Source organism: Streptomyces sp. NPDC059454 (assembly GCF_042749965.1).
In the GTDB taxonomy this organism is placed as follows: domain Bacteria; phylum Actinomycetota; class Actinomycetes; order Streptomycetales; family Streptomycetaceae; genus Streptomyces.
This window is the reverse complement of sequence record NZ_JBHYVC010000026.1, coordinates 89,032-100,100: the sequence shown is the minus strand read 5'-3', so window position 1 is coordinate 100,100 and position 11,069 is coordinate 89,032. Positions and strand designations below refer to the sequence as shown.

Annotated in this window: 9 protein-coding genes, 1 pseudogene and 1 riboswitch; of the genes and pseudogenes, 1 reads left to right on the top strand and 9 read right to left on the bottom strand. The window is 73.1% G+C overall.

Features of this window, described 5'->3' with window-relative positions; all coding sequences use genetic code 11:
• Positions 1-1,047 precede the first annotated feature (1,047 nt).
• On the bottom strand, positions 1,048-1,341 hold the full coding sequence (locus ACFXAE_RS19725) for a hypothetical protein (protein WP_384716138.1): 294 nt from the start codon (positions 1,339-1,341) through the stop codon (positions 1,048-1,050).
• 103 nt (positions 1,342-1,444) lie between these two features.
• Between ACFXAE_RS19725 and ACFXAE_RS19720 the strand changes: the two are divergent.
• Positions 1,445-1,723: pseudogene (locus tag ACFXAE_RS19720) on the top strand (maleylpyruvate isomerase N-terminal domain-containing protein); the annotation flags it as partial.
• Positions 1,724-1,899: 176 nt separating this feature from the next.
• On the opposite strand, the gene ACFXAE_RS19715 reads toward ACFXAE_RS19720, so the two are convergent.
• From ACFXAE_RS19715 to ACFXAE_RS19680, 8 genes are all read right to left on the bottom strand, one after another.
• Positions 1,900-2,319: a transglycosylase SLT domain-containing protein gene (locus ACFXAE_RS19715; protein ID WP_384716135.1), complete on the bottom strand. Its 420-nt coding sequence runs from the start codon at positions 2,317-2,319 to the stop codon at positions 1,900-1,902.
• 302 nt (positions 2,320-2,621) lie between these two features.
• Positions 2,622-3,458 carry an ECF transporter S component gene (locus ACFXAE_RS19710; RefSeq protein ID WP_384716132.1) on the bottom strand — a complete coding sequence of 279 codons (837 nt, stop codon included), beginning with the start codon at positions 3,456-3,458 and terminating at the stop codon, positions 2,622-2,624.
• Positions 3,455-5,116 carry an ABC transporter ATP-binding protein gene (locus tag ACFXAE_RS19705; protein WP_384716129.1) on the bottom strand — a complete coding sequence of 554 codons (1,662 nt, stop codon included), beginning with the start codon at positions 5,114-5,116 and terminating at the stop codon, positions 3,455-3,457. The genes ACFXAE_RS19710 and ACFXAE_RS19705 overlap by 4 nt, the downstream gene beginning before the upstream one ends.
• On the bottom strand, positions 5,113-6,162 hold the full coding sequence (locus tag ACFXAE_RS19700; protein WP_384716155.1) for a CbiQ family ECF transporter T component: 1,050 nt from the start codon (positions 6,160-6,162) through the stop codon (positions 5,113-5,115). Before ACFXAE_RS19700 ends, ACFXAE_RS19705 begins: the two co-directional genes overlap by 4 nt.
• A gap of 199 nt (positions 6,163-6,361) precedes the next feature.
• Positions 6,362-7,000: an SCO2322 family protein gene (locus ACFXAE_RS19695; protein ID WP_384716126.1), complete on the bottom strand. Its 639-nt coding sequence runs from the start codon at positions 6,998-7,000 to the stop codon at positions 6,362-6,364.
• Positions 6,997-8,229 (bottom strand): prenyltransferase/squalene oxidase repeat-containing protein, encoded by a 1,233-nt coding sequence (locus ACFXAE_RS19690; protein WP_384716123.1) that lies wholly within the window; start codon positions 8,227-8,229, stop codon positions 6,997-6,999. The genes ACFXAE_RS19695 and ACFXAE_RS19690 overlap by 4 nt, the downstream gene beginning before the upstream one ends.
• Positions 8,230-8,338: 109 nt before the next feature.
• Positions 8,339-8,478: riboswitch (cobalamin riboswitch) on the bottom strand.
• A gap of 100 nt (positions 8,479-8,578) precedes the next feature.
• Positions 8,579-9,970, bottom strand: coding sequence for an endo-1,4-beta-xylanase (locus ACFXAE_RS19685; RefSeq protein ID WP_384716119.1), 1,392 nt, complete (start codon positions 9,968-9,970; stop codon positions 8,579-8,581).
• 239 nt (positions 9,971-10,209) lie between these two features.
• Complete coding sequence (locus ACFXAE_RS19680; RefSeq protein ID WP_384716116.1) at positions 10,210-10,905, bottom strand: TetR family transcriptional regulator; 696 nt, start codon at positions 10,903-10,905, stop codon at positions 10,210-10,212.
• Positions 10,906-11,069 lie beyond the last annotated feature (164 nt).

Below are 11,069 nucleotides of genomic sequence, written 5' to 3'. Positions count from 1 at the left end.
CGCTCCAGCACGGGGGAGAAGCGAGCGAGCGGCCGGAGGAAAGCGGGGGGCCAGGCATGTCTACGACCTGCCGTCGGTCGCGGGGTGGACGGGGTTCGCGGACGCGTCCGCGCCTCGCCAGCACGCCGGGTGGGCTCAGCGGCTTACGGCCGGGGATGGGGGCGCGCTCGCGTCTCGCCTGCGCGCCGGACCGTCTCGGCGGCGAGCGGTGGGTGGGTGGTTGCGGATGTACGACGGCTGGGGCGGTTGGGGCGGTTGGGGCGGTTGGGGCGGAGGTGCGCCGGGTGGGTTCGGCGGTGAGTGATGAGTGATGAGTGGTGGGTGGTGAGCGATGGATGGTGGGTGGTGGATGGTGAGCGATGGATGGTGGGTGGAGCAGGGGGAGGGACTCGTGCTGAAATCCGTGAACACTTTGCAGCAAAGTGTTCACGGATTTCGGAAGGGGTGCTGAGGGGACCGGGCTGCCGGGGCTGACTGCTTCTCCGGTGAGGCGGACGTGACCGAGGTGATTGGAGCCGTTCTCCAAGCGTGGTGCCGGAAAGCCCACTTCGTACCGGTCGAGGATGGAGAAACGCTCCTATCGCGGCATGCGCAGCCCTGCCCGCCCCTACGGTTGGCCGCCGAGACGGCCCGGCGTGCCGCCACCCGGGGGATGCGCCCCCTGGGACCCCACCCACCACCACCCACCGTTCGCCGCCGAGACGGCCCGGCGTGCAGGCGAGACGCGAGCGCGCCCGCAGACCCCGGGTGACTGGCCGGCCCGCCTCGCACCGCAGACATGCCTCGGCCACCCGTTCTTCCGGGCCGCTCGCTCGCTTCTCCCCCGTGCTGGAGCGGGCCGGGTCAAGGGTGGGCCGCAGGCCCATCGGCGCAGCCGACGCGGAGTGGAGCGCAGCGGAACGCAGCGCCCTTGACGCGGGTCGCGGAAGCACGACACTGACAAAGAAGCGAGTGGCCCCACGGCCACCTCACGCACCGGCCTCCACCGCACACGCGAACCACACGGTCTTCCCGCCACGGGGCTCGGGATCGACACCCCCTTGCCGGTCACCGCAGCCGGCAGTGCGAGTCCTCGCCCGTTCTCCGCGTCGGGCGCCAACTCCATCGGCACACCCGGGAGCTCGTCACTTCCGTCGGCCGCTTCCCCCGCACCCCGGTCGGCAGCCGCAGCAACAGCAGGGCGCGGCGCCGGTCGGGAACGTGGCGTACGACGTCGGCGCGCAGCTCCGTCACGCCGGGTTCCACGGCGTCGGACAGCCCGGTCATCTCCCACTCGCGCAGGAGCGACCGCACGATGCGCCGGACACGCCGCGCCGAGTGCTCACCGACAGTGAGCCGCATCGCGTACCGGTCGCTGCGCGGGGCGAGGAACGTGGGGAGCGCGGGGAGCAGTCCACCCGACCGCGAATCCGGACACCGTGACCGACTGCTCGCTCCGCTACGGTCGTTCTGTCGGGGCCGGCTCGTACGCGACCTGGTGTGCCACGTGGTCATCGACGCCCAGGACGTCCTGATCACCCTGGTCACCCCCGCCGATACCGAACCGACGACGGACGCGACCACCTACTGGAACCCGGTCGCCCCCCCGACCGGCGACGACCCCCTGGACGCGTTGATCCCCCGCCCGGCAGCCGCGTACGGCGACCCGGCGCTGCTCGAGTTCCACCTGGACGACGTGGGTTCCGCAGCCGGCCGGGCCGCCGAACTGGCCGGCCCCGCGGCCCGGCAGCTGCCCAAGTGGGGCGCGGACGCGCTCGTCGCTACGGTGGATGCCGAGGCGTACGAGGGGCGCGGTGTGCCGGTGCTCGACCTCGAACGCGGAGACCGTTCGGCGATGACGAAGGCGGCGGCCCCGGGGATCATGGGGTCGCCGCCTTCGGTATGGGGGGTGCGGTGCTGTCAGTACCAGCGGTTGGCCTGCCAGAAGGACCAGGCGTCACAGGCGCTGCCGTAGCGGTCCTTCATGTAGTCCAGGCCCCACTCGATCTGGGTGGCGGGGTTGGTCCTCCAGTCGGAGCCGGCCGAGGCCATCTTGGAGGCGGGCAGGGCCTGGACCAGGCCGTAGGCGCCGCTGGAGGCGTTGGTGGCGGTGGGGTTCCAGCTGCTCTCGTGCTGGACGATCTTCGAGAAGCACTGGAACTCGGCCGAGTCGCCGATCATCTTCTTCGCGGTCGCCTGGGCCGAGGACGCGCTCGTCGGAGTCGCGGCATGGGCGGGCGCGGCGGCGATCAGGGTGCCGCAGGTGGCGGCGACCAGGGCGGCACCGGCGAGGGTCTTCTTCGGGGCGGCGACGGTGCGGAGGAAGGAAGCGGCGGACACAGGCGGCCTTTCGGTCGGGATCAGGGCGGTCGCGCTACGCCGTGCCGGACGCCGTGATGTGCGGCGGGGGCATGCGTCGGCGCCGCGACCCCGTGGGGTACGTCGGCGCCTGGCGACTGCTCCACAGAAGCAAATTTCGGAATTGCCCGCAAAGGTCCCCTTTACTACCGAAGGTCGGAGGGGCCGGCCCGAGAGGCGGGAGCGCCCTGCGCGGACCCGGCACGTCGCTACGGTGCCGGGTCGTATGTGAGGCGGGTCATGTGGGGTGGTTCACCGTCCCGCTCACGGGGTGCGTGCGGGGCTCACCGAGGGGTGTCCTCGAATGTGACCGGGGCCTCGAAGGCCGCCCGGCGGGTGGCCCGGCGCAGGGCCTTCAGGACCGGGGTGCCGAGGGCGAGGGTCAGGGCGACCGTGACCAGGGCCCGGCTCAGGTCCCAGCCGAGGGACGTGGCCAGGCAGTACGCCAGGAAGCGGGCCAGGTTGGCGGGGAGCGCTGCGTCCGGGTCGAAGGAGATGTTCGAGGCCAGGGCGGACATGAAGGGCCAGCCCGCCATGTTCATCACCGTGCCGTAGGCGAAGGCCGCCAGGAAGCCGTAGACGGCGAGCAGCCAGAGTTCCGCGCGCCCGCGCAGCCGGTCGGCGCCCGGCAGCAGGGCCGCGCCCATCGTGAACCAGCCCATCGACAGCATCTGGAACGGCAGCCAGGGGCCGACACCGCCGGTGAGCAGGGCGGACGCGAACATCGTCACCGAGCCGAGGACGAAGCCGAAGCCGGGGCCGAGGACCCGGCCGCTGAGGACCATGAGGAAGAACATCGGTTCCAGGCCGGCCGTGCCCGCGCCGATGGGGCGCAGGGCCGCACCCGTCGCCGCCAGGACGCCGAGCATCGCCACCGGCTTCGGGCCCAGGCCCGATTCCGAGATCGTCGCCGCCACCACCGCCACCAGCAGGACCAGCAGGCCCGCGAAGAGCCACGGTGCGTCCTGGGCGTGGGCGTTCACGGAGGAGTCGGGCGGGGCGAGGAAGGGCCAGCCGACACCCGCCACGCCCACCGCGCTCACCAGGGCCAGCGCCGCCCATGAGCGCGGGCCCAGACGGATGGCCCGGGTCTGGCGCTGTGCGCCGTCCGGGCCGGTCATCGCAGCGCCTCCCGGACTTGGGAGACCGTGAGCCAGTGCTGCGGGGCCAGGATCTTCGCCACCTGCGGGGCGAAGGACGGGGACGCCACGACCACCTCCGCCGCCGGGCCGTCCGCGATCACCTCGCCCTCCGCGATCAGGACCACCCGGTGGGCGAGTTCCGCCGCCAGTTCCACGTCGTGCGTGGCCATGACGATCGCGTGGCCCTCGGCGGCCAGTCCGCGCAGGATCGTCACCAGGCGGGCCTTCGCCGCGTAGTCCAGGCCGCGGGTCGGCTCGTCGAGGAGGAGCAGGGGCGGGCGCGCGGTCAGGACGACCGCCAGGGCGAGGGTCAGGCGCTGGCCCTCGGACAGGTCGCGGGGGTGGGTGTCGTCGGCCACCGAGGGGAGCAGCTCGGTCAGCAGGGCGCGGCAGGTGCCCGGCTCGGCGCCCGCGTCCCCGTCGGCGGCCGCGCACTCCGCCGCGACCGTGTCGGCGTACAGGAGGTCGCGGGGTTCCTGGGGGACCAGGCCGACGCGGCGGACCAGGTCGCGGGGGCGGGTGCGGTGGGGGACCGCGTCGCCGGTGCGGACCGAGCCCGAGGAGGGGGCGACCAGGCCCACCAGTGCGCTGAGCAGCGTCGACTTCCCGGCGCCGTTGCGGCCCATGAGGGCGATCGTCTCGCCGGGACCGACGGTCAGGTCGATGTGGCGCAGGGCCTGGACGCGGTCGCGGCGGACCGCGAGGGAACGGACCTCGGCCACGTGGGCGGGGGCCGGGGTGCCGGGCTTCCTGCGCGGGAACAGGCGCCTGGTGGCGGGGGCCGGTGCCGGCGGCTCGGGTTCCTGTGCGGGGGGTCGCCTGTCGGCCAGGCGGTCGCGCAGCGGGCCCGCCTCGCGCCGGGCGTCGCGGACCGTCAGGGGGAGGGGGGACCAGCCGGCCAGGCGGCCCAGGTCGACCACGGGGGGACGGACGGGGGAGACCGCCATCACCTCCGCCGGGGTGCCGAGCCACGGCCGCTCGCCGGGGCCCGGCAGCAGGGCCACCCGGTCGGCGTACTGGATGACGCGTTCCAGGCGGTGTTCTGCCATCAGGACGGTGGTGCCGAGGTCGTGGACCAGGCGCTGGAGGACCGCGAGGACCTCCTCCGCCGCCGCGGGGTCGAGCGCGGACGTCGGTTCGTCGAGGACCAGGACCCGGGGGTGCGGGGTGAGGACCGAGCCGATGGCCACGCGCTGCTGCTGGCCGCCGGAGAGGGTGGCGAGGGGACGGTCGCGGAGGCCGGCGAGGCCGAGGAGGTCCAGGGTTTCCTCCACCCTGCGGCGCATCACGGCCGGGGTGATTCCCAACGACTCCATGCCGTAGGCGAGTTCGTCCTCCACCGTGTCCGTCACGAAGTGGGAGAGCGGGTCCTGGCCCACCGTGCCCACGACGTCGGCGAGTTCGCGCGGCTTGTGGGTACGGGTGTCACGGCCGGCGACCGTGACCCTGCCGTGCAGGGTGCCGCCGGTGAAGTGCGGGACCAGGCCGCTCACCGCGCCCAGCACCGTCGACTTGCCGACGCCGGACGGGCCCACGAGGAGGACCAGTTCGCCCTCGGGGACCTCGAAGTCGACGCCCTGGACGGCGGGTTCGCCCACGCCGTCGTACGTCACCGACACGTTCTCGAAGCGGATCACGTCGTCGGCTCCTTGCGGGTGTCCGTGGCCGCCTCGGGGGCGGGGGTGATGAAAGCGGGGAGCAGGCCGACCAGGACGGCCGCCGCCGGCCACAGGGGGAGCGCGGGCGCGACGAGCGGGACCACGCCGGGGTGCAGGGCCGCCGGGTCGCGGGAGGCGGCGAGGGCCAGGAGGGCGGCCACGGCGGCTCCGGACGCGGTGACCAGCCAGGCGCGGGCGTCCCAGGGGTCCGGGCGGTAGCGGGTGCGCAGGGTGCGCCGGCCGCCGAGCCACAGGCCCGCGAGGGCGGCGGCGACACCGGCGAGGAGGACGGGGAGGCCGTAGGTGCCGCCCTCGGCGGTGAGCAGCCCGTACGTGCCGGCGCAGACGCCGAGCAGGCCGCCGAGGGTGAGGGCGGCGGTGGTACGGCGGACGGTGGGAGGTACGTCGGCGGTACGGCCGTATCCGCGCGCGTCCATCGCGGCGGCGAGGGCGACCGAGCGCTCCAACGCGCCCTCCAGGACCGGGAGTCCGACCTGGAGCAGGCCGCGTACGCCCTTGTCGGGCCGGCCTCGCAGACGGCGGGCGGCGCGCAGGCGCTGGACGTCGGCGATGAGGTTCGGGGCGAAGGTGAGGGCCACGACGACGGCCACGCCGAGTTCGTACAGGGCGCCGGGGAGGGATTTGAGCAGGCGGGAGGGGTTGGCGAGGGCGTTCGCGGCGCCCACGCAGATGAGGAGGGTGGCCAGACGGAGGGCGTCGTACAGGGCGAAGGCGAGGGCCTCGGCGGTGACCTTGCCGCCGAGGCGGATGCCCTGGGCCCAGTGGGGGAGGGGGATTTCGGGGAGGTGCACGAGCACGTGCGTGCCGGGGACGGGGGAGCCGAGGAGCACGGCGAAGGCGAGGCGGACGAGGAGGACGGCGAGGGCGAGTCTGACGAAGGCGCCGTAGGAACGGGACCAGGGGGCGTGGGGGCGGCGGGTCGCCACGACGTAGGCGGAGACGGCGATGAGGAGGGTGAGGAGGAGGGGGTTGGTGGTGCGGGTGGCCGCGGTGCCCAGGGCCAGGGCCCAGAGCCACCAGGCGCCGGGGTGGAGGTGGGGGGCGCGGTGCCGGTGCTGGGCGGGGGGTGTCGCGCAGCCCGGTGTGCGCGGGGTGCCTCCCTCACTCTCGGCCGCGCTCGAGCGGGGGGACCCCCATCGCCCACCCGTGCCGCCCTGGGGGAGGCAGGAGTGCCCGCAGTCACGCGGGCACTCCTGCCCGCAGTCACGACGCACGGCGGCGTGCCTGCCAGAGTGCCGCTGCTCCGAGGAGGGCCACCACGGCGATTCCGGCTGTCAGGCCCACTGAGGGGCCGGAGTCGTCCGACTCCCTCGTTTCCTCTGGGGGCGCGGGGGCCTTTTCCGCCGAGACCTGCTCTCCGCAGCCCTGCTTCGGGTAGCCCGCTATCGCGCACAGCAGGGCGTTGGTGTCGTAGCGGAGGGGTTCGGCGACCGAGGCCAGGGCCTCGGCCGTGGTGGCGTCCTCGGGGACCCGGGCGCAGGCCGTGCGGCCGGCCGGCGGGGTTTCGCCGGACGGGGCGTCGGCGGAGGTGCCGAAGTCGATGACCAGGGCCACGCGTTTCCTGCCGTCGGCCGCCGGGGTCTTCGCGCAGATGGTGCCGAAGTCGGCGGTACCGCGGGGCTTCGCCGCGTCGGCGGAGTTCTCGCTGACGGAGAAGCGGAAGCCGTGGACGTCACCGTCGGCGGGGCGGGCGAGGGACGGGCCCTGGTTGGCATACGTCCATGCCGTGCCGTCCTGCTCCCAGAACGACCAGTAGCGGTAGCCGGCGGCCTGCGCCTGGCCCGCGCCCGCCGACAGGGGCAGGAGCGCGGCCAGGAACAGTACGGTGGCCCGGCGGATCACGGCTGCTGCCGCTTCTTACGGCCGCTGATCAGGAAGCCGATGCCGATGCCGGCGACCAGGCAGACGCCGACGAACCACCAGACGCCGAGGCCCGAGTCGGAGTCGTCCTTCTTTTCCCCGTCCTTCTTTTCCCCGTCCTTCGACGCCTGGGTGGTCTTCTCGGGGGCCGGGCCCGTCGCCGTCAGCTGCTTCACCAGGTCCGTGCCGCCGAAGGCGCGCGGGTCCGCGCCCGTCGCGTGGGCCGCGAAGATCAGCTGGGCGTACGCGGCGGGGCCGCTCCGTGCCGCCCAGTCGGCGGCGTTCTTCTCCAGCCAGGCCAGGGACTTCCCGGCCGGCTCGGTGGCGCCCTGCGCGGCGAGCGCGACGACCGCGTCGGCGGTGTTGCCGTAGTCGGGCTGGTCCTCGGCGCCGGCGAGGGCGGAGGTGAGGTGGTCCTTCTCGGCGAGGGCGTCCGTGAGATACGCGGCACCGTTGGCGGCGGCCTGCTCGGGGCCGGCGGCCTTCTCGCACGCTGCTTCCTTCGCCTCGCCCCTGCCGGGCTCGACGACCAGTCCCGCACCCAGCGAACCGAGCACGCCCGCCGCCGTCGCGTCCGCGTTGGCGGTCCGTTCGCCCTTCTTGTCCGGCTGGAAGGCGAAGGCGCCCGCGCCGTCGCCCTCGCAGGGGAGCGCCAGCTTCAGCAGGGCGTCGTAGGGGGACTTGCCGTCCTTCTTCACCTCGGCCGGCTTCTCACCCGCGGCGGCGAGCGCGCCGATGACGACGGAGGTGGAGTTGGTGTCGCTGGCGCCGCCCGCCAGGTAGCCCCAGCCGCCGTCCTTGTTCTGCGCGGACCTCAGCCAGTCGACGGCCTTCTTCGTGACGTCGTCGTGGCCGCCGAGCGCGGCGAGGGCCTGGACGGCGGCGGCGGTCTGGTTGGTGTCGACCATCGTCTTCGCGTCGCACGCCTCGGCGGTGTCGGCGCGGTACGGGGCGAAGGAGCCGTCGGCGCACTGCTGCCCGGTGAGCCAGTCGACGGCCGCCTTCGACGGCTCGACGCCGGCCGTGTGCTGGGCGAGCAGGGCGAGCGACTGGCGCCAGACGCCGTCGTACTGCGGGTCGCTGTCGCCGTACAGGGCGGAGGGCAGTGCCTGGGACGGCGAGGGGGACGGGGACGTGTCGGCGGCGGCCGGAGTGGCGGCGCCGATCACGGCGACGGCGGCCAGGACCGCTGCGCTGCGGCGAACATTCATGATCGGCGGGTGCCTTCCCTGCGGGGAGCCGGGCAGCGCGGGACACCCCGGCGGCTCGGCTCCGTATGCCTCGACGGTGCCGGTGCGCCGGCGGGTTCGCCGGGCACGTGAGCCGGTCATGAACCGTGCGGGGCAGTCCGGCTCGCCGTCCCGGTGGACGGCTCACGGTTGCGGGTCAGCGCCGGAATTGCACCGGCTTCCCCCCGTACGGTGTGATGACGACGCCGACACTCTACCCGCCCGTAGGGAAGGGGCCAGGGGTGGCTTCGGTGAGCGGGGTCACGCGAGCCGTGGAAGGCGCACCGCATCCGCACCCCCGGAATGGGAATGCGGATGCGGGTGGGCCGGGTCAGGAAGCCGTGCAGGCGCCGACCTGCGGCGGGGGCGAGGCGCCGCCGTTCACGGTGAAGCCGAAGCTGGTCGATGCCCCGGCGGCGAGCGATCCGTTCCAACTGGACCGCACCGTCATGACGTTGCCGCTGCCGTCCCAGGTGGGTGAGCCGTTCCAGACGGAGACGACCTTCTGCGGGGCGGTCATGGTGACGTCGACGCTCCAGCCGGTGATCGGCGAACCGCCCGCCGTGATCGTCACCTTGCCGTTGTAGCCGCCGCCCCACTGCTCCGCCGTGCTGTAGGTGGCGGTGCAGGCCGCGTCCGGGTCGCCCGGATCACCAGGATCGCCGGGGGTGCCACCGAGAGCGCTCAGCACAGCGTCGTACGCGGGCTTCTTGTTGTAGTTGTCGTCGAACAGCAGGGGGGTGCCGCTCGACCGCCACGAGTACTTGTCCGGGATGCCCCACACCGTGATGCCGGTGCAGCGGGTCACCGCCAGGCAGGCGCGTGTGACGTTGCCGTAGTTGGTGGCCTGGGCCTGGCCCGAGCCCTCGATGTCCAGCTCGGTGATCTGCACGTCGACGCCGAGGTCGGCGAAGCGCTGGAGGTTGGCCCGGTAGTCGGAGGGGACGGGGGAGTTGGGGTTGAAGTGGGACTGGAAGCCGACGCAGTCGATCGGCACGCCACGGGACTTGAAGTCCCGGACCATGTTGTAGACGGCGTTGCTCTTCGCGTTGACGCCGTCGGTGTTGTAGTCGTTGTAGCAGAGCTTGGCGTTCGGGTCGGCCGCGCGGGCGGTGCGGAAGGCCTCCTCGATGAAGCCGTTGCCGAGCTTGTCCTGGAAGGGCGAGCTGCGCCGGGCGCCACTGCCGCCGTCCTGGAAGGCCTCGTTGACCACGTCCCAGGAGTGGATCTCGCCCTTGTAGTGGGTCATGACCTGGGTGATGTGGTGGTTCATGGCCGACCGGAGGTCGCTCGCGCCGAGTCCGGAGACCCAGCCCGGCAGCTGGGAGTGCCAGACCAGGGTGTGGCCGCGGACGTCCATGCCCCGGCTCTGGGCGTGGTTCACGATCTGGTCGGCGCGGCTGAAGCTGAAGGAGCCGCGGCTGGGCTCGACGGCGTCCCACTTCATCTCGTTCTCGGGGGTCACCGAGTTGAACTCGCGGTTGAGCGTGGCCGCGTACTGCGCCTCCCCGAGGTGGTTCGCGGCGACGGCGGCGCCGAAGTAGCGGCCCTTCTCGGCCGCCGCCGCGCCCAGGGTGTCGGCGGCGTGGGCGGTGGTCTGGGGGAGTGCGGCGAGCGCGGTGACGGTGAGCAGGGCGGTGGTGGTGGCGCCGAGGGCGGCGCGCAGCCGGCCGTGTGCGGGGCCGCCGCCTCCGGTTCTCGTCCGCTTTCTGATCATGCGCATGTCATCCCTTTTCCGGTGGGGTCCCGTGCTGCGGATGGGCGGGATTGCTGCCGTGCGGTCGAACGAAAGTTTCGGACTCGGCTCCGAATTTCTGCGGAGACGATACGGGCCGCCGGAGGGGTGGTCAATCATTCGCGCACGACGGAAGCCGTCGGTATGTGAGGGTCTGTGGAGAAGGGGCCCTGCCGCCAGTGTTGACGGAAAGATGTCGAAACTTTCGGAGTGGTGGTCGGTGGCTGTCAGCGGTCATCGGTGCTCTCCGGGGCCGTCAGGTCCATCAGGCGGCACACCGTTTCTATGTCGGTCCTGACCTGGGCGACGGAGGCGCGGCCCGAGAGCCAGGTGATCAGGGTCGAGTGCCAGGTGTGCTCGATGACCCGGACGGCCGAGAGCTGCTCGGGTGTGGGGTCGGTGAGTTCCACGGCGTCCAGGATGATCATCGTGGTCTGCCGGGAGACCTGGTCGACCTCCGGACTCACGCTGCGGTCCGCGAACGTCAGGGCGCGCACCATCGCGTCGGCCAGGTGCGGCTCCCGCTGGAGCGCGCGGAAGGCCCGCATCAGGGTCTCCGCGACCCGCTCGGCCGGGGTCTCACCGGCCGGCGGCTTCTTGCGCAGCGTGCCGTGCAGGGTCTCCAGCTGGTCCTGCATGGTCGCGACCAGAAGATGGATCTTGGACGGGAAGTAGCGGTACAGCGTGCCGAGCGCCACCTGCGAGGACTCCGCGACCTCACGCATCTGCACCGCGTCGAAGCCGCCCCGGCCGGCCAGCCGCGCGCATGCCCGCAGGATGCGGCGCCGGCGCGCCTCCTGGCGCTCGGTGAGTGGTGAGGCCGGGGCGGGGCGCGCGGTGCCGGCCCCCGTCGCCGCGGCCTTGCCCGCCCTGTCCGTCGTGGCTGCCCTGGCCGCCTCGTCCCTGTTGGCTTCCGTAGGCATGGGTCCCGTCCGTGACAGTCGGTGAGGGTGGATGATCAGACAGCATGGCATGTCGTCCGTCGTGGCGTGAATCACCTGATCCGCTGCTGCCAGTACTCCTACCTGCCGGTAGATTCGGATCCTCCGAACGATCAACTCTGAAACTTGTTCTAGATTGGCGTCCC

Bases quoted from the DNA above. Each gene is read 5' to 3' on its own strand.
- ACFXAE_RS19725 (WP_384716138.1), bottom strand. From the start codon at position 1,341: ATGCGGCTCACTGTCGGTGAGCACTCGGCGCGGCGTGTCCGGCGCATC.
- ACFXAE_RS19710 (WP_384716132.1), bottom strand. From the start codon at position 3,458: ATGACCGGCCCGGACGGCGCACAGCGCCAGACCCGGGCCATCCGTCTG.
- ACFXAE_RS19690 (WP_384716123.1), bottom strand. From the start codon at position 8,229: ATGAATGTTCGCCGCAGCGCAGCGGTCCTGGCCGCCGTCGCCGTGATC.
- ACFXAE_RS19685 (WP_384716119.1), bottom strand. From the start codon at position 9,970: ATGCGCATGATCAGAAAGCGGACGAGAACCGGAGGCGGCGGCCCCGCA.
- ACFXAE_RS19680 (WP_384716116.1), bottom strand. From the start codon at position 10,905: ATGCCTACGGAAGCCAACAGGGACGAGGCGGCCAGGGCAGCCACGACG.